Genomic DNA, 23,832 nt, shown 5'->3' with positions numbered 1-23,832 from the left:
TAGTTACCAATTCTAACACAGTATGGTCCATTACCAAGAGTCACAAGTTTGAGAATCTACCACTATACCTCGTATTGTCCATCACCAAGTGGATCTACCACAACATAACGACTAGCACCGCCTTCTGCTTTAGCTCGTTTAGCCTCTGCAATCGCATCTTGCCGAGTCAATTCGTCCGCTTGCCAAGGAATGAACATAGCATATACACTTTGTGGCCCATAAGGTCCATATTGTCCCCGTGAAAGCACGCTATGCCATCCAACTTTATTTTCGTACATGCGCACCTTTTCAAGGCGTTCCTCTTGTACACCTGTTTCATCATAGTACACATTGTAGCGGTTCGACCATATATCGCTCACACCGGTGCGTTCCTCTTCGGCCATCTTATGACGATTAGCCCATTGCACCTTCCACTTAGCGATAAGGTCATCAATATAAGCGGTTACATTTTGGCTTTGCTTATATTTAACAGGATCAAAGGCAGGTTCGACGACCTTACTGTAATCAAGGCCTGCCATAGATAAAATGATACCAGTATTTACATATGGCAATGCTTCTTGTACAGAGTAACCACCTTCTAAGACAGCTATATCTGCTTGCAATAAATCTACAAGCTCAGCATAGCCTTTTGCAGTTACCTGCATATTAGCCAATGGATCGCTAAAGTGATTATCTTGCCCTGCAGAATTAATAACTATGTCTGGATTGAATTCTTCTAGGATTGGCAATACTAACTCACGCATAACCTTCATCAAGCCTTCGTCACCAGTGCCTGGTGGCAATGGAATATCTATATTTCCACCGATAGCCTGTGGACCACCGAATTCATCCATAAAGCCTGTGCCAGGATATAAGGTCCGTCCATCTTGGTGGAAACTAATGTATAGTGTATCTGGATCATGGTAGAACACATCTTGAGAGCCATCACCATGATGTACGTCTGTATCCACCACAGCAACCCGTTTAATACCATAGGTTTGACGCATATGTTGAATCATGACAGCTTCAATGTTAATGGTACAGAAACCACGTATACCATGAACCATGGCCATCGCATGATGCCCTGGCGGTCTTACTAAGGCAAAAGCGCGATTTACTTCACCACGCATAACCGCATCAGCAGCGGCAATAGCACCACCTGCAGATACACGATGTGCTTCCGTTACCCAGGACTCTAAGTCAGGAGCGCCCACATGAACGCGCTCTATGGTATCCCAATCGGCCACGATAGGATTATATTCCACAATATTGGGTATATCTAATAAGCCTTCCTCAACGATTTGATCACGCGTATACAGCAATCGCTCTTGTCGTTCTGGATGGGTTTCAGAAATCTTCCAGTCGAAAGCAGGGAAAAATACAAGACCTAAACTATGATTTGATGTATTTTTGTCAGTATTTAACTTATTACATACATTTTTATGGGTACTAATAAGACCATGACGCTCACGATAGGATAAGCCTTTATTCCACATACTGTTTCACCCCCGCTACTAATTGTACTTTTACAGTGATTAATCGTTCCATCGATTGCCAGCCCTCAACAACAGGGAAATCTTCCATACTAATAACCTCTATATCTTGGTCCTTACCAAGACCTAAACGCAATGCTTCTTCACTGAGGGCCTCTTTAGCTCGTTCCACCACTTGTTCTACTCGCTTCAACGTACAGGTTTGTTGTTTAATCCCTAGTTCAGGAATGACGAGTAAGCGTCGTTTTGTATCGACATGAACAGTGAGTTCAATGGTCGATAGTGCTAATGCTGCTCCAATAGCATTCGCCACCGCCGCATTTTCTGGTATGGTAATCGGTAAATCCATATATTTACCTATGCTAGGTCCAAGGCTTGGCGCCGTTCCACCTACTACCACGATTTGAGCAGGCACAAATACATCGGGATTCACAATATCCGCTACTACATAGATAGGTCGTTTATTTTCTGCCCTTACCACCTCATCTATGCCATGCTGAATCGTTTGTAATGCCTTATTTACGATTAATCGAGCAACGTCAGACGCAGTTACAGAACCTGCTAATTGTTGTTGAGTCTGAACTGCATCTCCTTTTTCACTAGCAGTTAGTCTACTAGCCAACACCTCCATAGCTCGTTCAGCTAATTCAACCTCACCATAGCTCGCATACCCTAGTACGATGAGAGCATCCCCTAATGTAGGTTCTACACCTCCTAAAGCTACCGATGGGCCCACCCGTTCAGGTCCGACAGTAATTTCACCATCTACAATGCGAACCACAGATTCACCGCCAACACCAACAGAGGTAACGGCAAAAGAGCGTACCGCACTTGGGTATTCACGAATAGATACACCACTTTTAGTCATCAACGGTCTGCCTTGTTTCCACAAAGAAATATCTGTAGTGGTACCGCCAATATCTAAAGCAACTGTATGTTCATTTCCAATAGCTCCAAGAGCAGATAAGCCCAGTACGGTTGCTGCAGGTCCTGTAAAAGCGGTCTCTACTGGTCTACTCACCATATGTTCCATAGGCAAAGAACCTCCATCAGCCTTTAATATATGAAGTGGAGCTTTAATGTTTCGCACGCTTAACGCATCTTCTACATTCTTCTTAAATACTGTAAATACCGGTGTTACAGCGCTATTAAAATATGCGCTAATAGTGCGACGTGGAAAATTCAAAGAGCCGCTTAATAAGCTGCCATTAGAGATAGTATTATATCTATCTTTCAATGCTTCTGTTATAGATAATTCTTCTTGAGGATTCCGTACCCCAAATTTAGCAGATACAGCAGCCAAATCTGTGCCACTGCGAGATTGTACCATTTCGGCTATATGCCGAACTGCATTTGTAGGTGTACGTTCCACCACAATACCTCTATGATCAGTATAACCTTGAAGATAGATAGGATTTACAGGGAATATATCGTCCACATTTCGGCCAGGTCCCGTTACTACAAACAGGTCTACCACTTGTTCTTTCTCTTCCACGATGGTATTTGTTACCACAGTAGTAGACAGCGTAACTTGATCAATATTTAAAGTATCACAATGTTGGAGAATTGCATCAAGGGCCTCGCCTATGCCTTGCATTAAATTATCTTTGGTAGTCCGCCTTTTAGCAGATGCTACAACACGATGGCCATCGATGATGACCGCATCTGTAAAAGTACCACCTACGTCTAAACCTAATAACATACGACCTCCTAATTAGTATAAAAAAAGCTGTACCCATCTCTATATGATGAGTACAGCCTTCTGTTATTTACCAGATACAGATGCGTAATTTTTAATGATAACAATCGGAGTCATTTGGCTATCATTACCAAATGGATTGTCAATCAACAATTGTGCAATTTTATTACCGTCAATGCCACGGCTTGTACCTAACACAGCGGAACGTTTCAAATCATTAACGTCAGCTACAACAGCGCCATAACAGCCTGTGCGAGATACGATTTTCTCAGCTACTTTATCTGGATCCTTTGGACCAAATACGATGTGCTTGTCAAATGGAGGCATTGTACCAGTTACATCATCTGTTAAAGATGCTGCACGAGCAATTGCGTAGAATACACCTGGTTTGCGGAAAATCTTAGCAATAGCACCTAAAATGAAGGCACCTAATACTTTCCATTTACCATCCAAATTCATAGCGGATTGCATGCCATAAATGGACGCCATAGAACCATCTGGATGGATAAAACGATTAATTAAACGCGCTTGCCAACAAACATTTAGCTCTTCAGGACGTGTAAAACGACCTTGTGTAATAGCTACTACAGATTCAGCTACACATACGATATCTTCAGGTCCAATATTATGACCGCCAAATTCAACGATAGCATCCACGATGTCATCATTATCTGTAAGAATACGTGTTGGCACACATACTAACTCTAATTCTGCCATTGTTATGCCTCCTTATTGAACCAATGCTGCTTGAACTTCTTCAGCAGTCAAACGAATACGTTGTTTATCGATATGATAATCTGTACGACCTACGATTTGGTAGTAAATATCGATGTCCATATAAGGGAAGCCCTTAATATCTTCACGAATATTGCCATTTTTACCTGTTAAGGTAACGAATACACGAATAGTACCGCCTTTACGAGGTTTGATAATAACAGCCTCAAAATAGCCATCATGACGAGGACGATTAATGTCCATAGCCCATGCATTGACTTTCACAGCATCAAAATGTTCCTCTGGCAACAATGGACGTGGGAATAAGTCCATAATTGTACCAAGTTGACGTCCTTTGTTCACAAATGGAATATCACAGAACAAGGTAATAGATTCAAAATTACGATCAGATACTTGGAAGTTTGTCGCACGTTTTGGCAATAAAATAACCTTTTCATTACCTTGTTTCAATACGAACAAACGGAATAATAAATACAAAGCTGCAATAGCTACAATAATAGCTATTACTACACTTAGGATGTTATAAAACCACATAGGGCATCTCCTTTATAATGTAATATGTTCAATGCTGCGACGACTTGTATCAAGGAAAGAGGCACTCAGCGTATCACCAAGCTCAATATCCTTTGTAAAATACAATGACACAGTCCCCGCCGTTTTTTGAGGGTTAAACAAGTCTTTACCCTCTAATCTACGGCGAACAAGTTCACTCGTTTCAAAAGCAGGGTCAATGAATTGAATGCGCCCTGACGTTAGTTCCTCTAGCAAAGGTTGTACAAATGGGAAATGAGTACAGCCCAAAACTACAACCTCAATTTCTCGGGACAATAAAGGCTCTAGATATTCAGTACATACATCGCGTACAAAATTGTCATCTAAATGACCTTGCTCAATGAGTCCTGCCAATTCAGGACAAGGTTGTTCCCAAACAAGCACTTCATGATCAACTTCAAGGGCTACATGTTTATGAATATGACTATTCACAGTTGCTGCCGTCGCCATGATACCAATTGTCTTGCTTTTGCTTTCACTAATCGCTGTTTTTACGCCTTGTGATACGCCAATAACGGGTACAGACACCCGTTCACGTACCGCATCAAGGGCTACAACAGTAAACGTATTACAAGCAATAACCATCAATTTTACAGGCTGTTTTTCAAGAGCCTCTGCAATATGACAAGCTAAATAAGTAATTTCATCATCACTACGATTCCCCACAGGGTTATTCGCATTATCCCCAATATAGATGAAGTCTTCGTTAGGGAATTGTTCTTGTAAGACCTTTAAAACAGATAGCCCGCCTACACCGGAGTCAAACACGCCGATAGGCAATTGTTGTACATTACTCATTAGGCATCTCCTCAACAGCTGCTAACATAGGCTGATAAAAAGTATCGTCTAATCGCACAATTTTACCTGTTGATTTTGACATAAATGCATTCTTGGTCTCCCCCGTAGCTAGGAGCGCACCATCACTGGCACGGCGCATGCGATAACGGAATATCATTTGAGCACGTGTCATCTTAACCAAATATGTTTCAATGTGAAGTTCATCATCAAAATTTGCTGGTTCTTTATAATTGCAGGATACATTCATGATAGGAAATACAATATCCTCATTCATCATATCCCACAAGGTTACACCGATTTGACGAAGGAATTCAATGCGTGCCATTTCAAACCATCTAAAATGATTACTATGGTGCGCAATACCCATCATATCGGTTTCGTAAAAGCGTACATTTACTGAAGCAATATGCATATATTTATCCTTCTTTTTTCATAGAATACAACCTTCATTGTATATCTATTACTTTAGCGTGTCAAATAAATAAAGGCAGTTCAATCGCAACGGATCAAACTGCCTTAATGGTTAAAAGCTAGTTACTGCCACCAAATGGGAAGTATTTTTTTGCCTCTTCTTGATGACTAGTTTTGATGTAACGATTGGCAACCTTGAAGGCAAGACCAAGCACTGCTACATCATCTACCCAACCTAATACAGGAATTGTATCCGGCACAATATCAATAGGTAACACGAGATACCCTAAGGCACCAGCAATGACTGCTTTTACATATTTTGGAGTGTCCTTGTCACGCATGCAGAGGAACAAGGTCACTGCTCGTTGTACAAAGGCAAGCTTTTTACCATATCGCCCTAAAAAAGCGACGAATTTAGATTCGTTAAAATACTTACCATATGTAATAATTTTCAATGGATTCATCGTAATAATCCTTTAGCGCCTATTTGCGCAAACCACCAATTTTATCTTTTGCTGTGTTAACAGTGTTTACAGCAACATCTTTTGCTGTTTCTACAGCATCATTAGCTTTAGTTTTTGCAGTTTCTACTGCAGCTTGTGCAGAAGCTTTAGCCACTTCTACGCCGCCTTTAGCTAATTCTTTAGCTACATCAATGTTTTCTTTAGCAGCATCGATTTTATCTTTTGCTGCATCAGATACTTTCGCCACAACTTCTGCTGCATTGTCATGGAGTTGATATTTAGTTTCTGTATTCCATTTATCGATAGCAGGTGTTACTTTTTCTTCGTAAACTTGTTTCAAAGTTTCTTTAGCAAGACCTGTTTCATTAGCAATACCAGCCCAAACGTCGCGTTGGCCTTGTGTGAAAGGAATGCTAGCGCCTGCATCACGGATGATGTCACCAGCAATAGCTTTACCGCTTTCAAGGAATTCAGCAACCATTGGTTTATAACGTTCGATATCAGAAGGCATACCATCTTGGATCCAAATGTGAGCAATTTTACCGATAGCATATGTTAAACCAACTGCTACAGGAACGCGAACTGCTTTTAGAGGAACAAGAAGAGAAATAGCCGCTGTACCTACAGCTGTGCTAAGACCACCAACTAGCCCCACTACGGCACCAGATTGTAATTCTACTTCGTAAAGATGTGCAATGCGAGTTACCATATACGTTGCATTGGCGCACAAAGCAACACTGCTGAATTTAGGGGATAATGCCAATGCCGCTGCACGACCTGCACCCCAGAAAATAAATTGTTCAACTTGATAGTCACGGTCTTGAGAACCATCCATAAGTGGCTCAAGTGTTACGCCATTATATTCTGCCATAAGTATTCTCCTTTGTTGTGAACCAACTATAGGTCATATTATTAGTATTATTATACCATTCTATTGCTAGAAGTGAAATGAATTTTTCTAATTATCTATAGATTTAAAAAATAAAATAACTTCCAATATTTTCTATCTTACCAACTAGTGAGACCACCATCGATAGTCCATGCTGCCCCCGTTACAAAGGAAGCTTTATTGCTCAATAAAAATACAATAACCTCTCCAATTTCATGAGGTTGACCAATGCGTCCCAAGGGATAATGTTGGCCCATTTCAGCCTTAGCAGCCTCTGCATCTTGCTGAGCATTTGCAATTTGTTTATCTACTAAAGAGGTATCCACATCACCAGGACAAACACAGTTAACGCGCACATTATGTGGTGCCATTTCAAGGGATAGTGATTTCGTAAAACTCACTACCGCACCTTTTGAAGCGCCGTATACAGAACAAGCTACATTACCTTGCAAGCCCGCATCACTGGCTACTGTTACAATACTGCCCTTTGTAGAGCGCAAATACGGTAATGCGGCTTGGCACAAGAAGACCGTCCCCTTTACATTGGTGCCAAACATTTCATCAAAGGCAGCCTCTGTTACATCAGATAGCAATTCTTCTTCATAGTAGCCTGCTGCTGTTACGAGAGCAGATACGCCACCAAATAATTTGACTGTTTCTTTTACAATACGCTGACAATCTTCAATCTTGGATACATCACCTTGAACGTACTGCACCCTTGAAGAATAGCGGCGCAATTTCATCTTAGCCTTTTGTCCTGACTTTTCATCACGACCATTGATGACAACGCACCAACCTTCTTTAAGAAGCAATTTTGCCGTAGCAAATCCGATTCCCGATGTGCCACCACTAATCAATGCCACTTGTACATCACTTTTATGAGGCATACCTTGCCCTCCTACAATGTCGAAATATAGTCATACACTAATTTCAACAACATCACTGTCGTTACCGACAAGAACACAACACGTACTAATGAGGAGCCCTTAGCAATGGCTAAATGAGATCCTAAATAAGCACCTATAATTTGACCGGCCCCTGTAGCAAGGCCGTATTTAATATTAACGTGCCCTAAATATAAGAACACAAGTAAGGATGCTAAATTACTAGTAAAATTCAATATTTTTGCATTCGCAGATGCATGCAAAAAGTCAAATCCAGTAAAAATAAAGCCCATAATCAAAAACGTACCTGTACCAGGTCCAATAAAACCATCATAAACACCAATACCAAGAGCAAAAGCCATGCAAATATACAATGCTTTTCCTGCTACTGCTGAGGTACGGTTTATTTCGCCCCAATCCTTTTTAAACACCACAAAAAGTGTGACACAAACGAGTAGGACTATAATAATAGGCTTTACATATAAAGGTGGCAACGATACAACTGCTAAGGTACCAAGCATGGATCCTATAAATGTAAAGGGTAGTAATTTACGAACTAGAGAAAAATCAACCATATGATTTCGCAAGAACGTAATAGATGCACTGCCAGCACCAAAAATACTGGATAATTTATTACTGCCCAAAGCCATACTCGGCGGAAGGTTGGTTAATAGCATAGCAGGAACAGAGATTAGGCCCCCACCACCCACAATGGAGTCTACAAAGCCGGCAAAAGCACCTGCTACAGCGAGCAAAACGAGAATTAGGATATCAAATGGTAAACCTGTTACCTCAATAAGCCACTCCATATAAACCTCCTACAGATAGCACATCAACGGTCGCCAAAAGGCCACCGTTGTCATGCTAGTTTATTTTATTTTGCACCTAGACGATCTAAAGCTAATGTGTATCCATCAGCACCATAGACTAAGCATCGTTTGACACGACTAATAGTAGCCGTGCTCGCACCTGTTTCTTCTACAATTTTTTCGTAGCTATCACCGGCGCGTAGCATTTTTGCTACTTGTAAGCGTTGAGACAAAGCCTTCAATTCATTAATCGTACAGATATCCTCAAAGAATGCATAGCATTCCTCTGTATTTTCAAGAGTTAAAATAGCGGTGAACAACTCATCATTTTGAGAACTTCTCAATTTTTCATTGATACTCATAGGAGCCTCCTATTTCTTATTCATCGCTTTAGACCAAGCATCGCCAATCATTTGGACTAATTGTACCAAAATAATCAAGATGATAATGGTAGCAATCATAACATCAGCTTGGAAACGTTGGTAACCATAGCGGATAGCAATATCACCAAGGCCACCGCCGCCGATTGCACCTGCCATTGCAGAGTAACTGATGAGGTTAACGATAAGAACCGTTACATTGTCGATAATCGTAGGCAATGCTTCAGGTAATAAAACTTTCCAAATAATTTGGAGTGGGCTTGCACCCATAGATTGAGCCGCCTCAATAACACCAAAGTTAATATCTTTAATAGATGTTTCTACAAGGCGCGCTAAGAATGGTATTGCTGCAATTGTTAAAGGTACACAAGCTGCAGTTGTACCAATAGATGTGCCAGCCACCATACGAGTGAATGGAATGATAGCAACCATCAAGATGATGAATGGGATAGAACGTGTTGCATTGACAACAGCACCTAACACTTTGTTAAGTGCTACATTTTCTAAAATATGACCCTTAGATGTTACTACCAAAACAACACCGAGAGGAATACCAAGTAACATAGCCATGACAGTAGAGATAATAGTCATTTGCAATGTATCAAGGGTACCAGTTATGAGAAGATTAATTATTTGCTCTGACATAACCGATCACCTCGCTTTCAATTGGTAATGTTTTGATGTAGTCTAAGCCCTCTTGCGCATTTTCAGGGTCACCATTCAAGATAACGATAAGACGACCAACGCATGTATTTTGGATATAGTCGATGCCACCAAAGAGGATACTTACATCGAGGTTAAAGCGTCGTACGAGACCTGCCACTACAGGTTCATCCGTAGATTGGCCTGTGAATTTAAGGCGTACTAATGGAGCTGTACCTGCAATCCATTGATCATGCAATTCCAAATGTTCTAACGCTTCTGGAGGTAAGTTATCACTTACTACAGAGCTGATGAATTCTTTTGTAGTATTTTCACGAGGATGTGTAAATACTTCAACAGTGCTACCTTCCTCGAGGATTATACCGCCTTCGATAACCGCTACACGATCACAAATTTCACGGATTACGTGCATTTCATGAGTGATGAGAACGATAGTAAGGCCCATTTTTTCATTGATATCTTTCAACAATTTCAAAATGGATTCTGTTGTTTGCGGATCCAGAGCAGATGTAGCTTCATCACAAAGAAGAACCTTTGGATTAGACGCTAAGGCACGAGCAATACCCACACGTTGTTTTTGACCACCAGACAATTGGGATGGATAGTTGTTCATACGTTCAGTAAGGCCTACGATATCAAGGATTGGCGTAATGCGTTCCTTGATTTCAGATTTGCTCAAGCCTTGTAATTCCAACGGGAATGCCACATTGTCATACACTGTACGAGAGGACAAAAGGTTAAAATGTTGGAAAATCATACCAATATCTTTGCGTGCTTTACGCAAAGCGGATTTGCTAAGTGTTGTTAAATCTGTACCATTAACGATAACAGAGCCAGATGTAGGCGCTTCGAGCATGTTGATGCATCGAATCAATGTGGATTTACCGGCACCAGATTGACCGATAATGCCAAAGATTTCGCCTTCTTTAACTTCAAGGTTAATATCTTTTAAGGCTTCCACACGAGTAGCGCCTTCATAGACTTTACTAATGTGTTGTAATTGAATCAAAATAATGTCCTTTCTTAAGGTAAAAGTTTACCATGTAATGAAAGTAGATGACCTATTAAGGCAAACCTTCTTCCATCAATTTTTCTAGTGCTTCGCGTAGACGAAGTGTAATAGCACCTGGTTTACCACCGGATACTGGATTTCTGTCTAGCTTAGTAATTGGGATGACACCACCAATTGTATCGGTAAAGAATAATTCGTCCGCATCATCTACAAAGGCGCGGTCGAATTTTTTTTCGATGAGAGTAATACCTAGAGATGGTGCTACGCGGGTCAAAATCATTTGGCGCGTAATACCTTTTAAGATATGATTATCTGCTGGATGCGTATACAAGATACCATCTTTGACAGCAAATACATTAGATGTTGCACCTTCTGTACAAACGCCATCACGGAACAACATGGCAGTATAAGCAAATTTTTTCTCCGCTTTAGTTTGTGCCAAGATATTCGGAATCAAGTTAGTAGTCTTAACATCTACATGGTCCCAACGCTCATCAGGTAATGCAATCGCTTTTACACCTTCACCCAATTTATTAACCTCATCCATATCCAAATTGCGGATAGACATGAGCATTTGTGGTTCTAGTTTAGAACGATCGTATGCATGATGGCGTGGCGCTACGCCACGAGAGATTTGCAAATAAATATAGCCCTCTTTGATTTCACTTTGCTCGATTAAAATTTCGTGCAATTCTGTTAAATCATCTGGGGTCATTTTTACCGGAATATCCATTTCACGCATAGAACGATACAAGCGATCTTGATGATAAGACAATGCGAAGCAACGGCCTTTTACGACACGTACCACTTCGTATACAGAGTCACCAAATAAATAACCACGGTCATCAATACTGATAACTTTGGCACCTGGTTCAACGAACTCGCCATTAAAATATGTTAATTCTTGCATAGGAGCACCTCTTTTTCTATATCGTTACTCTATCAAGTAGTAATCATCATGGACTTATTATATCACAATTACTTTCAAATTTTCACACTTTACTTTGTGAAAGATATAAATTAGATATACAAAAATCCGCTAGGATACCATAGTTAAAAACTATATCCTAGCGGATGTATTTTTAATTATATAATTTACTCTAAAACAATACGGTCAAGTAATACGTGCTTAGTTCAAACTGAAAGTCTTGTACAAATCAGTGTCCCAATATAAATTTACGTAATGGTTTAGGCACATAATTTAGAGCGACTGTAGTCAAATAGGACAGTCCTAGCGCCATCACATACATAGCAAGCACATTGACCACGGTATACAAAAGATTATATTTAGCCATCACGCCAGAGATGATTAACAACCAGAATGGATGTGATAAATAAATACCGTAGGACTTATCCCCTATTTCTGACCAAATAGATTCCATGGTCGCATTCATTGGTACGGTTTGGAATAAGAATAGGCTAAATAGTGTTCCTAGTCCAGTATAGAGGACACCCATTGGGCTCATTTGATGAACTGTATAAATTGCTTCAAGCACTGTATAATGCCATACGTCCATGACATAGTAGTAGGATCCAAGCATCAACAAAATAGAGCCTACCGCACTAATTCCTAATAAGTAACGATAGCGCCACATGTATTCGCATACCGTTTCATAGCGCTCAGCACATACAGCCCCCAACAGGAATATCCACACATAATGGATGACCCAATAGTTAAGTCTCATATCAAATAGATATTTCAACACAGGATTATTACTAAGATGTTCTGTTACCCAACGGCCGAGCATGTAAGATGATACATAATCGATGCCCACTTGGATGATAAATAATAGAACCATCCAAAATACAGGGCGTTTTAAGATGACTTTCACCATAGCACGCCATAGCGGCATCATCACGTAGAACCACAGCAAGATAACCATAAAGTATAAATGATACATAGACGTACCAAATAACAGATTTACAGCCAATGGTCCAGGATGTAAATTACCTAGATTATGCGCCGTCAGTCCCGTATAGAGCAAATAAAATATGGACCACGTAATATATGGAAATAGCACCACCTGAATACGGCGGTGCATAAATTCCTTATATGAGAATGGTCCCTCTACAGATGTATGGTAGAACAATCCAAATGCAGAGAGGAAGAAAAATGCAGGCACCCCAAAGCGCGATAGAATTTCTAAGACGCTAATGAGTTCCAAATTTACAAAAGGGTTTTGCAATGCGTAGGAACCTACATGAATGCCGATAACACCGAGCATACAGAGGCCACGCATATAAGTAATTTCCGGTAAAAATGCTTTTTTCATAGCCATTCCCTATTCATTATTGACCAGGTACAACTGCAGGTGTTGGCACAAGGCGTGGACCTTGAGATGTTGTAGCCGGTTGTTTAACTACTGGAATTACAGATGCTGTAGTTTGAGCAGCTGCTGTCTTTGCTGGTTGAGCAGGTTGTGCTGGCGCAGCTTGACCATTTGCTTTAGCTGCTTCTGCAGCCTTAGCCTTAGCTTCTGCCTCAGCTTTAGCTTTTGCCTCTGCTTCACGTTTCAAGCGCAATTCTTTTTCAAGAGGTACTACAGGTTTATCATAGATTGTAATATCTGTTTCGAATAGACGGCCCCAAGGGAATGTAGCTTTTACGGTACGAGGGTCGACTTTAAGGTATTTTTCAGCAAAGTCTTGGATACGTTCGCCTAAGTAACTTTCAAGACGTTCATTCAACTCGCCAGAGTAACGTACATTATCTGTACGAATAGAGTCTTGCATACGGTAAATATCTTTGCGGATATTTGCTTGGTACGCCCAGTTATCTAAGTATTGTTGAGTCAACATTTTACGGTGACCTTCTGGGCTCATAGTTTTGAGCAATACCCCTTGCGCAATGGCGTAGCCTACCGTGTTACTTGCTGTATTCCAACCATTGTACGCACCGATTTTGTATAACATATCGCGTTTGTACATAGCAGATACTAATGTATTGTCCGCACCATTATTATAAGCAACATCAGCAATGCTTACGTTTACACCAGAATCAACAGCTTGTTGAATTCGATCTACGAAAGCATTTGTAGAATTAGAAATCATCGGGAAGTTCTCGAAGCTTTCAGATTCACCAGTGCTTGTAGTAAGTGGTGTATTTACTGCTAACAGCACAGTTGGTTTACCTTGTGTCACCATAGTGCCACCTACGGCCTCAACGTGTTGAGCAATTGTTTTATCAATCGTTTGGTCTTCGTATCCTGGCAATGTTTTACCGCCACCACCGAGTGGGTAAATTACAGAGAATGTAGGTTTTTCTGTACTTTCATCTGTACGAGAACGAGCCATCAACAAGAGCCCAAGTTGGTCGGCACCAGGGAAGCTACCATATTTCTCAACAGGAATATCCTTGGAGTATTTACTTAAGTAACGACTTTCTAATGCAGATTGGGACAATTGAGATGTATCATCATGGCCCAATGCAAAGTAGTCGAATACGCCACTACGAGTTTCATCGATCAACTCTTTGTTGATTTTCATGTTCTTTTGGCGACGGTCAAACCAGTCTTGTAAATATTCTACAGGAACAGAGGCTTGTAGGCTCATCAATTTTTGAGTTTCCTCTTGTGTTAAAGAGCCAGAGTCTAATTTATCTTGCAATGCTGCGATTTGGAAAATAGTAGGACCGTATTCCGCATAATAAGCTGGTTCAGTGCCGCCCCCACTAGCACGTGGAGAACGCATTACAGTGCCAAAACCATAAATACGCACGTTTTTATTACGAGCTTTTAAGGATTCAATACGTTTTAAACGGCTTTCCAATGTTGAAAGTGGAATATTATGTTTACGAGAGTCTACAAGGCCACCATAGATAAGAGTGTCTGTGCTCAATACCATCACATCAGCACGGCCTGCATTTTGTTCAACCCAAGCCATAATTTGATCTGCTTGACCTTGGTAATTCTTACCAGAAATCAAATTTTGAGGTGGTGTCAATATAGTCATACCTGCTTCGCGAGCTGTATCTACAGTATATTGTAAGCTTACAGGGCGATCATCTTGAGGTACATACAACACGGTTTCCGCATCAATTTTAATAGATGTGCCAGTAGCGATAGCTGCAGCCATAAGTGCTACTTTCAACCATTTATTCGTCATAAATCAAATCTCCTTCTGTGTAGCGAGTACTCCCGACTCGCAAAATGAACTGTTTTATCATACTCTCTTTTTCTGACACTTTTATGAAATGTTCATATGCTCAATAGTATAATTATATCATTTGACCATTATTTCGCAACTGGCTTGGTTTTCCCTACCTTTGGCAGACTCCAATTGTACTTGATGGCTAGCAGTCGGATAACAAGTACCACTGTGAAAGCACCATATACAGCCATACTATCCCAACTAGATGTGACCATCACATAGTACACAACACCACCAATAATACTCGGCAATGCATATACATCCTCTTTCAAAACAGATGGAATGCGTTGCGCCAACATATCTCGGATAATACCGCCACCAACAGCAGTGATTGTACCGAGCAACACAATAAAGATAGGCAACTCTGGATAGAGTTTAAAACCTGCAGAAGCACCTGTTACGGTAAATGATGCTAACCCTAACGCATCGGCCAACAAGTAACTAGCACGACTACGAGGCCCCATCGCATGCTTGCGATATCGGCTGTTATAAATCAAGAACACGATAACAGTTACCACTAAAACAACGGTAACATACACTACATTTCGCAATGAATTCGGCGGAAAATAGCCGAGCAACACGTCCCGTACAATACCACCACCAATGGCAGTAGCCAGTGCAAGGACAGTCATACCAAATATATCCATCTTCCGGGCTACCCCAACGAGTGCACCAGATACAGCAAAAGCAATGGTGCCAATCATATCAAACATATACCAAATAATGTCCATAATTTCCCCCAAACAATCTATTCGCATAACTGCATACACTATGATAGACTTTATGTAAGATATTATACATGAAGAGGTATGCCAATGACAAAAGACATTACACCTATCGCTATTGAAAACATGGATGAACGCACACGGGACGAATATTTTATGGCCATAGCCATGGAAGAAGCACGCAAGGCTTATAGACTTGGGGAAATCCCTATCGGTGCCATTCTCGTAAAAGATAATACTATCGTTTCACGTCACCACAATCGTCGTGAACTCGATCATGATGCAACGGCTCATGCAGAGGTTCTCGTCATCCGCGAAGCATGCGATGTTCTCAAGCGCTGGCGGTTGACTGGTTGTACCCTGTATGTTACGATAGAGCCGTGTCCGATGTGCGCTGGAGCCATTATTAACAGTCGTATTGACCGTGTTGTATATGGTGCAAGTGATTACAAAGGAGGCGCCGTAGAATCACTATTCAATGTGCTCTCTCATCCTGGTTTGAATCATGAACCAGAACTAGCATCTGGTGTGCTTGGTGATGAATGCAGCCAAATTATGAAAGACTTCTTTAAAGAGCGCCGTAAAGCACGGAGGAGTACCCAAGAGGCTGAAGGGTCCGCACTCGAAATGCGGTAGGTCGGGCAACCGGCGCGGGGGTTCAAATCCCTCCTCCTCTGCCAACTAAACTATATAAAGCGCTAACTATGGTTAGCGCTTTTTTTGTATCTATATTGACCCAATTTATATAACACTATTGTTACCTATATAATTAGTCTATATTTATCAATACTTTGGTAACTTTATGAGTTATAATATACACAAGATATAATTACTGCTATTAAATAGACTCAAGGGGACACGACTATGAAAAAATATTACCCGTATCTCATCACATTGAGCCATATGATTAATGACTCTTGTCAAAGTGTGTTGCCTGCCCTCTTACCACTGTTCATTTATACCTATGGACTGAGTTTGGAGCAAGCAGGTTTTCTTATTTTAGCTAATACAGCATTATCGTCATTATTACAGCCATTACTAGGCTATATTTCAGACAAGATCAATCAGCCACGGCTCATTGCCTTTGGTGTTTTATTATCCGCCTGTAGTACAGGTATGATGGGCTTTGTTACCTCTTATGAAAGCCTCCTTGTTTGCGCCACCTTAGCTGGTGTAGGTTCCTCTATCTTCCATCCAGAAGGCGCGAAGATTATGAACCGCCTCGGTGGTGGCAAAAAGGGTAAGGCCATGGGTACCTTTGCCATTGGCGGTAGTTCTGGCTTTGCCTTTGGTCCACTCTTTGCAGGCGCCATCGCCTATACAGTAGGTCCACATGGATTAGCTGCTTTTACAGTGGCAGGCATCATTATATTTACTGCCTTATTCGCCCTCATGCCTCGCATAGTAGCGCATGCTCGTACCATCGATCAAGCAGTAGCCACAGAAAATCCGGCTGTAGCCGCAAAACCACTAAAAAACTATTGGAAATACTTTGGTATCTTGTTCATTATCATCCTAAGCCAGTCGGTAAACTTCCGCGTTATCAATGCGTTCATTCCTATCTTCTGGACTCGTGAACTCGGTACTAGCCCAGAACAAGGCAGCTTTGCCTTAACTGTATTCTTTAGCATTGGTATTTTCATGACATACATCGGTGGCCTATTAGGTGATAAATTTGGTCCTATTAAGATTATTAGACTATCCCTATTAGTTTGGTTACCAGCTATGTTCCTATTAACCGAAGTTCCTAATTTCTCACCACTTATCATGATGCCCGTAGCATACTTGCTACTACTCATGATTGGTGCGGCCAAAGCTATCAGTTACAGCCCAGTTATCGTACTAGGCCAAACCTATCTTGCTAAAAGTATCGGCTTTGCATCGGGTATCACCCTCGGCGTAAGCCAAACCATCGGTGGTGTAATCGCACCTGTTGTGGGTAACCTAGCAGATACCTACTCCCTACCGGTCGCTATGATGACACTTGTGCCATTCCTAATAGGGGGCCTTGGGGCATCATTGCTATTAAAAGATCCTAAAAAATTACAATAAAAAATCCCCCGTACGGGGGATTTTATTTTTAGCTAAATTAGTGTTTTAGCATTTCATTCAAGATTACTACGTCCGTTTCTTTCATACCTTGAGCCACAGTACCGATACTGCGAATGGTATCATCAACGGAGTATGCTACAAGGCCATCGCCTTTTTGGTAGTTCTTGTTAAGGCGGGCTTGTTTATAGCCCATAAAGGCGCCATCAAGGGAGATAGCAATTTTACCTGCGCAGGATGGTTTCGCGCCATCACATACGATACCGGATAGGCTAGCAAGACCATTGACCAAGGTATTTTCAATGATATCTTTGCTATCGCCTTTTAGGAAGGCAATACCTGCCACACTGACTACACCAGCAGATACAACGCCGCAGTAGGCGGATAGTTTACCAATGCCAGATTTAACGTAAAGCGTTAACAAGTTAGCGAAAACAAGAGCACGGTACAATTCATCATCACTTTTACCAAGTTCCTCAGCAGTTGTAATGATAGGTACAGATACAGTTAGCCCTTGGTTACCAGAGCCAGAACAAATAACTACAGGCAATGGACACCCACTCATACGCGCATCGGATCCAGCCGCTGCACGAGCTTTACATTTTGTTTCAAGAGACGGATTTTCTTCATCCAACAATAAGAGCTGACCAATATTGGAGCCATAATCATTGGACAAACCTTCTCGAGAAATAGCTGTATTGTATTCTACTTGCTGTTTGATTTGAGGAATGATGCCAGAAATATCTGCCGTTTTAGCAAATTCGTAAATGCTATCAAAGGTCATAGCATATTCCGTTTTTGCGGCTTTCTTGATCTCATTGATTGTTTCAGACACAATCCCACCATCTACAGCTACATAGGTTACATTCGTATGGTCGTTTTCAATGCGAACGACCGCTGTATGTTCATCTGTTTCTGCAGTGATTTCGATATAAAGATTATCTACACCTTCCGCAAGTGATACGGTACAGAAGTTGGCATCTAATAATGTGCCGAGCCATTTACGATCTTCATCTGTAGCAGATTCTAATACCTCTAGCTCACGCTCAGGGTGACCTACGATGGCACCAAGAGTAGTAGCAGCTTGAAGGCCTTTTCGACCACCAGAGTTAGGAATGACTACGGATTTTACATTTTTTATGATATTCGCGCTGCATCGTGCGTGAATATGGTTAGGAAACTCATCTAAAACAGAGACTGCCTTCGCAGCCGCATAAGCCAATGCAATTGGCTCAGTGCACCCGAAGGCAGGACGCATCTCCGATTGTAACAAGGAAATATAATCCATCTTATACTTCCGCAATAATTTCCACTTCTACCAAAGCACCCAATGGAAGATCTTTTACTGCTATGCAAGAGCGAGCTGGTTTAGAAGTGAAATATTTAGCATAAACTTCGTTGAATGCTTTGAAATCGGCGATATCAGCCAAGAAACAAGTTGTTTTAATAACTTCGGAGAAGTCAGAACCTGCTTCAGCCAATACAGCATCAATGTTTTTGCACACTTGCTCAGTTTGCTCTACGATACCGCCTTCAACAATGGAACCAGTTGCAGGATTGAGTGGAATTTGACCAGAAGCGAATAATAAACCGCCTACTACTTTAGCTTGAGAGTAAGGACCTACTGCTGCTGGTGCTTTGTCTGTGAAAATTGTTTTCATAATAATTCTCCTTTTAAATATAATAAAAAATAATATAGTTTATTCTAATGCCACCATACTCACATTAGTAATTACCTTGTATATGACATACTCTGTGAAAGTATATCTATAACAAATTATTTAATAGATTTGAAGGCATTGTCAAATATCGTTTTGAAATAATCTCGTTGTACATCAGTAGTTACACCTACGTATAGTACCGGTTTACCTGGCTTCAACACAAATGCAGCATTTGCATAGAGCGGAGTTTGACCATCTCCATCCGCATATAATAAGCGAGAACTTGCTGCATAGGTTTGATATTTTGTGCCTGCCACAGGATGCACTTGTTCTGCATTTTCTACAGTAATCGTTCTAGGTTTTATAAGTAGTTCACCTGACCGAGTCTTAAGATTAGCATAACGTTTTGGATCATTTAAAGGGACTACAGTTGTGGTTGTGGGAATTTTTTTATTAACGGCACCTAGCACGAGTTGCTCAGTAACAGGATCAATTTGACCTTTATCTAAAGCCGCCATAGCCGCTACAAACATAGGATCATTTGTCTTATCTTTAGCTACTCGCTGTGCTATTTGTTTAACATCTACCGCTACTACATATGCATCCTTTTGACCTGTTTTATCGGCCCCTTGTAATTGGTATACATCAAAAGTAGTACCAAAGTTTTGGAAAAATTCCTTTACCATCATATTCGCCATCGAAGATTTTGTAGGTTCCTCATTTAATTGTTTTTCTACAAAATCACGTGTATTGGTTTTGGATGCAGAAACAACAGTTACATTATTAGGCACTACCATGGAGCCTGCAATTGTTTGTACATCCTTAGCAAAACCTACGCCAGATACAGTACCCACTAGGCAAGCTGCACAAGCCAAGACTTTCAAAGATTTCATATTATTTACCTCCCTTGAGAGATTGTGTTTGATACATATGATTCAACTCATTAGCCCAATAATCATGACTAGAGTCATCAGATAATAAAAGCTGTAAAGCTACACCTTTGTCTGTAGGAACGGCATAACCAATTAAGGAATAAGTATTTCTAAAACCGTCATATTTAAGGCTACCCCGTAAATCGCCTGTCACAGCCGTACCATAACGCGTTTGGACAGGCTTATAGGCCACATGAGTTGCATCAAGGCTCACTTGTTTCGCCATAAAATCTACATAAGAACGGAACTCTTCTTTACTTTTAGGAGATAAGTTCTTATCTGTGGCAAGCATTTTATCAAAGGCACCCATAATTTGAGCAGGCAACTTATCATTTATCGTTTTTAGATCTTTAGCTAATTTAGCACCTTCAATAGTATTGCTCTTCAGGCCTTGTAATTGTTGTTGAGCCTTCTCTTTAGAATAGGAATCTACATATTTAGAGATAGAGCTTTTTATTGCAGTTTTTTTTGCGTCTGGAACCTTTTCTAAAATGGTTTTATTCATACCAATTACTTGATCTATAGCATTTTTAGAATAGTCTACAACCACTAACTGACCTACATGGTGACCTTGTTTATCCGTCCCTTGCAATTGATAGACGGAAAATCCATCTAACACATCACCCTTCATAGGTTCAATTTGTGCCGGTGCTTGCAATTTCAAACTAGCATTAACAGCATCAACGGCTGCTTTGTTTGCCACTGAAATTATTTGGCTTTGCTCATTATTCCGCAGCTTTGCATCCGTAGGAACACGCATGACTTCTACAGCCTTCACCGTAGGTGACGTACTGCCATATAAACCATAGCCTAAATCTACTGTATCCGCACATGCCACTACGCCCATGCCAATAGTCAAGCATGTAGCACAAGCCAATGTCATCATTTTTTTGTTGAGAGCTCTCATAAGACACCTCACGATTTAACAATACATTCGTATACAGATTATATTCATAATCCATACTGCATCCATAAAGATTTCAAAAAGATAATCTATACTGCATATACTAATTATTATACTATATGGAGATGTATAACTGTATAGTCTAATTTACAACCTTTCAGTTCTGCTATACAATACTTAAATAGATATGTAAATATAGGGTATGAGAAATAGAAAGGAGTGCACACTTGGTGTGCTTTTATTATGATACAAGAAATAATTCCACTCACTAGGCCTCGTACATTAGCAGCTGCTTTAGGGCCTACCATTTTAGGTGCAGCCTTTAGCTATTATGCATTTGGTGCCACTCACGGTACAGGTCTTGCCATTTTCCATACAGTTTTAATATTTTTAGCTGTTGTAACAGCTCAAATTGTAGCTAATTTATGGAATGAATATAAAGATTTTAAATCTGGTCTCGATGCGGGGCAAAAGGTTGGTAATGCTGGTTCTATTACGCGTGGTGCCATTACACCAGAGCTTATCGTTACCATGATTAAGGTGCTCATGGTAGTACCTATTATCATCGGTCTTTACCTATCGGCAACCATTACTTGGTACTATATTCCAGCAGGTTTCCTTTGCATTCTAATTAGCTTCCTCTATTCTGGCGGTCCAAAACCAATTTCCCGTACACCGTTTGGGGAAATTTCTTCTGGCATCGCTATGGGGTTTGCTATCGTACTCATTACAGGATACGCATGGACACGTGACTTATCCTCAGCATTATTGATACCTGCTATTCCATCTACATTACTAGTTGGCTCCATTATGCTCACTAATAACATTCGTGATATTAGAAATGATGAAAGCCACGGTCGTCGTACATTACCAATCGTTTTGGGCCGAGAACGCGCCCTCAGTTTGATGAGCATCACCTACCTATTCAACTTTATTTGGATCCTTGCATGGATCATTGTAGGTCACATGACATGGTTTTCCCTATTAGCCTTCTTCGCAGCACCACTAGCTTTCAAAACTGTACACACCTTAAGTACAAAAACAGATGAATTCCTGCTCGACAAAGCGATGGACACCACTGCGGGAGCAGCTATGATTTACCAAATCATGTGGTCCATAGGTTTAATTATTGGCAAATAAGTATTTACCAATACGTACATACACTACATACAATTACATAAAACAAAGAGAGATTTCCAAACTTTAACAACGTTTTATAGATGTTAGTTTGAAAATCTCTTTTTGCTATAACTTTAAACTATGGAGAACTCACAATAATTCCTTCTTGATAGATAGGAAATAATTTAGTACTATTAATGTAATATTTTAAATGAACTAATTGTAAAAGGAGTGTGTCTAATGAGAAAATTTTTAGCATTAGCGGCTACTGTAATCCTTGGCGGTGCTTTATTGATCGCGGGTTGCGGTAACGACAACAGCAAGCAAGCTGCTAGCAATGGCAAGCAAGTATTAAAAATCGGTGCTACAGCAGTACCTCACGCAGAAATCTTGGAACAAGTTAAACCTATCTTGGCAAAAGATGGTATTGATTTACAAATCACTGAATTCACTGATTACAACACACCAAACCTTGCTTTGGGTGATAAAGAAATCGATGCAAACTTCTTCCAACATGTACCTTACATGGATGAATTCGCAAAAGCTCATAACCTTCCATTAGTATCTGCTGGTGGTGTTCATCTTGAACCAATGGGCTTATATTCCCGTCAAATCAAAGATTTGAAAGATCTTCCTAAAGGTGCTAAAATTGCTATCCCTAATGACCCTACAAACGGTGGTCGTGCATTATTGTTATTACAAAAAGCAGGTCTTATTACATTAAAAGACTCCAGCAATATCTTATCTACAGTACAAGATATCGCTTCCAACCCTAATGGTTACCAATTCGTTGAATTGGAAGCAGCTCAAGTACCTCGTTCCATCGACGATGTTGCATTAGCAGCTATCAACACAAACTTTGCATTAAATGCAGGTCTTAACCCTGGTAAAGATGCATTGTTCATCGAATCTAAAGATTCCCCTTACGTAAATATTGTAACTGTACTAAAAGGTAATGAAAGTGATCCTCGCATCAAAAAATTAATGGAAGCACTTCATAGCGCTGAAATCAAAAAATTCATTGAAGAAAAATACAAAGGTGCAGTTGTTCCTGCATTCTAAGGTATAAAGTAAAAGAGACCACATATGTGGTCTCTTTTTTTACTATAAACTATCAGAGCCAAATCTAAATGGTAATAACTCATCAAGACTAACAACTCTATAATTGCCTTTTAAATTAGCCAAAATAATCTGTGGTATTTCAAATTCAGAAATCACCTGGCGACAAGCGCCACAAGGTGCACAAGGTCCTTCCGTATCAGCAACTACGGCAAGGGCCTTAAATTTTGTATGTCCTTCTGATACAGCTTTAAATATAGCAGTTCGTTCTGCACAGTTCGTTAAGCCATAGGAAGCATTTTCTATATTACAGCCTTCATAAATACTCCCATCCTCGCATACAAGGGCTGCACCTACACCAAAATGGGAATAGGGACTATAGCTTTTCTTACGAGCTACTATGGCACGCTCGATAAGATTTTGAATTTCTTGTTCTGTCATATGTGTTTCCTTTTCTATCATATGG

Annotated in this window: 26 protein-coding genes and 1 tRNA gene; 5 read left to right on the top strand and 22 right to left on the bottom strand. The window is 40.5% G+C overall.

The window, feature by feature from the left end; genetic code table 11:
* Positions 1-62: 62 nt before the first annotated feature.
* The 17 genes from VRHSUH10_RS08690 to VRHSUH10_RS08610 form a co-directional block, all read right to left on the bottom strand.
* Positions 63-1,475: a histone deacetylase gene (locus VRHSUH10_RS08690; protein WP_105090240.1), complete on the bottom strand. Its 1,413-nt coding sequence runs from the start codon at positions 1,473-1,475 to the stop codon at positions 63-65.
* The gene (locus VRHSUH10_RS08685) at positions 1,465-3,174 is read right to left on the bottom strand and encodes a hydantoinase/oxoprolinase family protein (RefSeq protein ID WP_105090239.1); all 1,710 of its coding nucleotides are present in this window, start codon (positions 3,172-3,174) and stop codon (positions 1,465-1,467) included. Before VRHSUH10_RS08685 ends, VRHSUH10_RS08690 begins: the two co-directional genes overlap by 11 nt.
* Before the next feature lie 63 nt (positions 3,175-3,237).
* On the bottom strand, positions 3,238-3,888 hold the full coding sequence (locus VRHSUH10_RS08680) for a coenzyme F420-0:L-glutamate ligase (RefSeq protein WP_005387981.1): 651 nt from the start codon (positions 3,886-3,888) through the stop codon (positions 3,238-3,240).
* A 12-nt stretch (positions 3,889-3,900) separates the two neighbouring features.
* The gene (locus VRHSUH10_RS08675) at positions 3,901-4,440 is read right to left on the bottom strand and encodes a hypothetical protein (protein WP_105090238.1); all 540 of its coding nucleotides are present in this window, start codon (positions 4,438-4,440) and stop codon (positions 3,901-3,903) included.
* A gap of 12 nt (positions 4,441-4,452) precedes the next feature.
* The gene (murI, locus tag VRHSUH10_RS08670) at positions 4,453-5,256 is read right to left on the bottom strand and encodes a glutamate racemase (protein ID WP_105090237.1); all 804 of its coding nucleotides are present in this window, start codon (positions 5,254-5,256) and stop codon (positions 4,453-4,455) included.
* Positions 5,249-5,668 carry a thioesterase family protein gene (locus VRHSUH10_RS08665; protein ID WP_005387975.1) on the bottom strand — a complete coding sequence of 140 codons (420 nt, stop codon included), beginning with the start codon at positions 5,666-5,668 and terminating at the stop codon, positions 5,249-5,251. The genes murI and VRHSUH10_RS08665 overlap by 8 nt, the downstream gene beginning before the upstream one ends.
* Positions 5,669-5,786: 118 nt before the next feature.
* On the bottom strand, positions 5,787-6,131 hold the full coding sequence (locus VRHSUH10_RS08660; RefSeq protein WP_105090236.1) for a YkvA family protein: 345 nt from the start codon (positions 6,129-6,131) through the stop codon (positions 5,787-5,789).
* 19 nt (positions 6,132-6,150) lie between these two features.
* On the bottom strand, positions 6,151-7,002 hold the full coding sequence (locus VRHSUH10_RS08655) for a hypothetical protein (protein WP_105090235.1): 852 nt from the start codon (positions 7,000-7,002) through the stop codon (positions 6,151-6,153).
* Positions 7,003-7,139: 137 nt separating this feature from the next.
* On the bottom strand, positions 7,140-7,907 hold the full coding sequence (locus VRHSUH10_RS08650; protein ID WP_105090234.1) for an SDR family NAD(P)-dependent oxidoreductase: 768 nt from the start codon (positions 7,905-7,907) through the stop codon (positions 7,140-7,142).
* Positions 7,908-7,918: 11 nt separating this feature from the next.
* On the bottom strand, positions 7,919-8,713 hold the full coding sequence (locus tag VRHSUH10_RS08645; protein ID WP_105090233.1) for a TSUP family transporter: 795 nt from the start codon (positions 8,711-8,713) through the stop codon (positions 7,919-7,921).
* 65 nt (positions 8,714-8,778) lie between these two features.
* A complete protein-coding gene (locus VRHSUH10_RS08640) occupies positions 8,779-9,075 on the bottom strand; it encodes a YerC/YecD family TrpR-related protein (protein WP_105090232.1) in 297 nt (98 codons plus the stop codon).
* 9 nt (positions 9,076-9,084) lie between these two features.
* The gene (locus tag VRHSUH10_RS08635; protein WP_105090231.1) at positions 9,085-9,738 is read right to left on the bottom strand and encodes a methionine ABC transporter permease; all 654 of its coding nucleotides are present in this window, start codon (positions 9,736-9,738) and stop codon (positions 9,085-9,087) included.
* On the bottom strand, positions 9,719-10,765 hold the full coding sequence (locus VRHSUH10_RS08630; protein ID WP_105090230.1) for a methionine ABC transporter ATP-binding protein: 1,047 nt from the start codon (positions 10,763-10,765) through the stop codon (positions 9,719-9,721). Before VRHSUH10_RS08630 ends, VRHSUH10_RS08635 begins: the two co-directional genes overlap by 20 nt.
* 55 nt (positions 10,766-10,820) lie before the next feature.
* Positions 10,821-11,678: an aminotransferase class IV gene (locus VRHSUH10_RS08625; RefSeq protein ID WP_105090229.1), complete on the bottom strand. Its 858-nt coding sequence runs from the start codon at positions 11,676-11,678 to the stop codon at positions 10,821-10,823.
* 247 nt (positions 11,679-11,925) lie between these two features.
* Positions 11,926-13,047, bottom strand: coding sequence for an acyltransferase (locus tag VRHSUH10_RS08620; protein WP_105090228.1), 1,122 nt, complete (start codon positions 13,045-13,047; stop codon positions 11,926-11,928).
* Positions 13,048-13,057: 10 nt separating this feature from the next.
* Positions 13,058-14,872, bottom strand: a complete 1,815-nt coding sequence (locus VRHSUH10_RS08615) for a DUF4127 family protein (protein ID WP_105090227.1) — start codon at positions 14,870-14,872, stop codon at positions 13,058-13,060.
* A gap of 128 nt (positions 14,873-15,000) precedes the next feature.
* On the bottom strand, positions 15,001-15,648 hold the full coding sequence (locus tag VRHSUH10_RS08610; protein ID WP_105090226.1) for a trimeric intracellular cation channel family protein: 648 nt from the start codon (positions 15,646-15,648) through the stop codon (positions 15,001-15,003).
* 84 nt (positions 15,649-15,732) lie between these two features.
* Here VRHSUH10_RS08610 and tadA point away from each other — a divergent pair, with 84 nt between their 5' ends.
* The 3 genes from tadA (at position 15,733) to VRHSUH10_RS08595 (ending at position 17,694) form a co-directional block, all read left to right on the top strand.
* Positions 15,733-16,278 carry a tRNA adenosine(34) deaminase TadA gene (gene tadA, locus VRHSUH10_RS08605; protein WP_199176277.1) on the top strand — a complete coding sequence of 182 codons (546 nt, stop codon included), beginning with the start codon at positions 15,733-15,735 and terminating at the stop codon, positions 16,276-16,278.
* Positions 16,232-16,322: transfer RNA gene (locus VRHSUH10_RS08600), tRNA-Ser, on the top strand. The genes tadA and VRHSUH10_RS08600 overlap by 47 nt, the downstream gene beginning before the upstream one ends.
* Before the next feature lie 184 nt (positions 16,323-16,506).
* Positions 16,507-17,694 (top strand): MFS transporter, encoded by a 1,188-nt coding sequence (locus tag VRHSUH10_RS08595; RefSeq protein WP_105090225.1) that lies wholly within the window; start codon positions 16,507-16,509, stop codon positions 17,692-17,694.
* Positions 17,695-17,731: 37 nt separating this feature from the next.
* Here the strand turns inward: VRHSUH10_RS08595 and VRHSUH10_RS08590 are convergent, their stop codons facing one another.
* The 4 genes from VRHSUH10_RS08590 to VRHSUH10_RS08575 all read right to left on the bottom strand — a co-directional run bounded on the left by VRHSUH10_RS08590 (position 17,732) and on the right by VRHSUH10_RS08575 (position 21,191).
* Positions 17,732-18,979 carry a serine dehydratase subunit alpha family protein gene (locus VRHSUH10_RS08590; RefSeq protein ID WP_105090224.1) on the bottom strand — a complete coding sequence of 416 codons (1,248 nt, stop codon included), beginning with the start codon at positions 18,977-18,979 and terminating at the stop codon, positions 17,732-17,734.
* Between the two features lies 1 nt (position 18,980).
* Positions 18,981-19,352 (bottom strand): RidA family protein, encoded by a 372-nt coding sequence (locus VRHSUH10_RS08585; protein WP_105090223.1) that lies wholly within the window; start codon positions 19,350-19,352, stop codon positions 18,981-18,983.
* Between the two features lie 116 nt (positions 19,353-19,468).
* Positions 19,469-20,245 (bottom strand): hypothetical protein, encoded by a 777-nt coding sequence (locus VRHSUH10_RS08580; RefSeq protein WP_105090222.1) that lies wholly within the window; start codon positions 20,243-20,245, stop codon positions 19,469-19,471.
* A 1-nt stretch (position 20,246) separates the two neighbouring features.
* Entirely contained in the window at positions 20,247-21,191 is a 945-nt protein-coding gene (locus tag VRHSUH10_RS08575; protein WP_105090221.1) for a hypothetical protein, read from the bottom strand.
* Between the two features lie 240 nt (positions 21,192-21,431).
* On the opposite strand from VRHSUH10_RS08575, the gene menA reads away from it, so the two are divergent.
* Positions 21,432-22,328 carry a 1,4-dihydroxy-2-naphthoate octaprenyltransferase gene (gene menA, locus VRHSUH10_RS08570; protein ID WP_105090220.1) on the top strand — a complete coding sequence of 299 codons (897 nt, stop codon included), beginning with the start codon at positions 21,432-21,434 and terminating at the stop codon, positions 22,326-22,328.
* Positions 22,329-22,547: 219 nt separating this feature from the next.
* The gene (locus VRHSUH10_RS08565; protein ID WP_105090219.1) at positions 22,548-23,369 is read left to right on the top strand and encodes a MetQ/NlpA family ABC transporter substrate-binding protein; all 822 of its coding nucleotides are present in this window, start codon (positions 22,548-22,550) and stop codon (positions 23,367-23,369) included.
* A 42-nt stretch (positions 23,370-23,411) separates the two neighbouring features.
* Here the strand turns inward: VRHSUH10_RS08565 and VRHSUH10_RS08560 are convergent, their stop codons facing one another.
* Positions 23,412-23,828: a cytidine deaminase gene (locus tag VRHSUH10_RS08560; RefSeq protein WP_105090218.1), complete on the bottom strand. Its 417-nt coding sequence runs from the start codon at positions 23,826-23,828 to the stop codon at positions 23,412-23,414.
* Positions 23,829-23,832 lie beyond the last annotated feature (4 nt).

This window comes from Veillonella sp. T11011-6 (genome assembly GCF_002959755.1).
Classification (GTDB): domain Bacteria; phylum Bacillota; class Negativicutes; order Veillonellales; family Veillonellaceae; genus Veillonella.
Note: the sequence above shows the minus strand (reverse complement) of the source record. Positions and strands in the feature narration are given on the sequence as shown.

What these genes read in the sequence shown, in the direction of transcription:
- VRHSUH10_RS08690 (WP_105090240.1), bottom strand. Translation starts at nt 1,475, where the DNA reads ATGTGGAATAAAGGCTTATCCTATCGTGAGCGTCATGGTCTTATTAGT.
- VRHSUH10_RS08685 (WP_105090239.1), bottom strand. Translation starts at nt 3,174, where the DNA reads ATGTTATTAGGTTTAGACGTAGGTGGTACTTTTACAGATGCGGTCATC.
- VRHSUH10_RS08680 (WP_005387981.1), bottom strand. Translation starts at nt 3,888, where the DNA reads ATGGCAGAATTAGAGTTAGTATGTGTGCCAACACGTATTCTTACAGAT.
- VRHSUH10_RS08675 (WP_105090238.1), bottom strand. Translation starts at nt 4,440, where the DNA reads ATGTGGTTTTATAACATCCTAAGTGTAGTAATAGCTATTATTGTAGCT.
- murI (WP_105090237.1), bottom strand. Translation starts at nt 5,256, where the DNA reads ATGAGTAATGTACAACAATTGCCTATCGGCGTGTTTGACTCCGGTGTA.
- VRHSUH10_RS08665 (WP_005387975.1), bottom strand. Translation starts at nt 5,668, where the DNA reads ATGCATATTGCTTCAGTAAATGTACGCTTTTACGAAACCGATATGATG.
- VRHSUH10_RS08660 (WP_105090236.1), bottom strand. Translation starts at nt 6,131, where the DNA reads ATGAATCCATTGAAAATTATTACATATGGTAAGTATTTTAACGAATCT.
- VRHSUH10_RS08655 (WP_105090235.1), bottom strand. Translation starts at nt 7,002, where the DNA reads ATGGCAGAATATAATGGCGTAACACTTGAGCCACTTATGGATGGTTCT.
- VRHSUH10_RS08650 (WP_105090234.1), bottom strand. Translation starts at nt 7,907, where the DNA reads ATGCCTCATAAAAGTGATGTACAAGTGGCATTGATTAGTGGTGGCACA.
- VRHSUH10_RS08645 (WP_105090233.1), bottom strand. Translation starts at nt 8,713, where the DNA reads ATGGAGTGGCTTATTGAGGTAACAGGTTTACCATTTGATATCCTAATT.
- VRHSUH10_RS08640 (WP_105090232.1), bottom strand. Translation starts at nt 9,075, where the DNA reads ATGAGTATCAATGAAAAATTGAGAAGTTCTCAAAATGATGAGTTGTTC.
- VRHSUH10_RS08635 (WP_105090231.1), bottom strand. Translation starts at nt 9,738, where the DNA reads ATGTCAGAGCAAATAATTAATCTTCTCATAACTGGTACCCTTGATACA.
- VRHSUH10_RS08625 (WP_105090229.1), bottom strand. Translation starts at nt 11,678, where the DNA reads ATGCAAGAATTAACATATTTTAATGGCGAGTTCGTTGAACCAGGTGCC.
- VRHSUH10_RS08620 (WP_105090228.1), bottom strand. Translation starts at nt 13,047, where the DNA reads ATGGCTATGAAAAAAGCATTTTTACCGGAAATTACTTATATGCGTGGC.
- VRHSUH10_RS08615 (WP_105090227.1), bottom strand. Translation starts at nt 14,872, where the DNA reads ATGACGAATAAATGGTTGAAAGTAGCACTTATGGCTGCAGCTATCGCT.
- VRHSUH10_RS08610 (WP_105090226.1), bottom strand. Translation starts at nt 15,648, where the DNA reads ATGGACATTATTTGGTATATGTTTGATATGATTGGCACCATTGCTTTT.
- tadA (WP_199176277.1), top strand. Translation starts at nt 15,733, where the DNA reads ATGACAAAAGACATTACACCTATCGCTATTGAAAACATGGATGAACGC.
- VRHSUH10_RS08595 (WP_105090225.1), top strand. Translation starts at nt 16,507, where the DNA reads ATGAAAAAATATTACCCGTATCTCATCACATTGAGCCATATGATTAAT.
- VRHSUH10_RS08590 (WP_105090224.1), bottom strand. Translation starts at nt 18,979, where the DNA reads ATGGATTATATTTCCTTGTTACAATCGGAGATGCGTCCTGCCTTCGGG.
- VRHSUH10_RS08585 (WP_105090223.1), bottom strand. Translation starts at nt 19,352, where the DNA reads ATGAAAACAATTTTCACAGACAAAGCACCAGCAGCAGTAGGTCCTTAC.
- VRHSUH10_RS08580 (WP_105090222.1), bottom strand. Translation starts at nt 20,245, where the DNA reads ATGAAATCTTTGAAAGTCTTGGCTTGTGCAGCTTGCCTAGTGGGTACT.
- VRHSUH10_RS08575 (WP_105090221.1), bottom strand. Translation starts at nt 21,191, where the DNA reads ATGAGAGCTCTCAACAAAAAAATGATGACATTGGCTTGTGCTACATGC.
- menA (WP_105090220.1), top strand. Translation starts at nt 21,432, where the DNA reads ATGATACAAGAAATAATTCCACTCACTAGGCCTCGTACATTAGCAGCT.
- VRHSUH10_RS08565 (WP_105090219.1), top strand. Translation starts at nt 22,548, where the DNA reads ATGAGAAAATTTTTAGCATTAGCGGCTACTGTAATCCTTGGCGGTGCT.
- VRHSUH10_RS08560 (WP_105090218.1), bottom strand. Translation starts at nt 23,828, where the DNA reads ATGATAGAAAAGGAAACACATATGACAGAACAAGAAATTCAAAATCTT.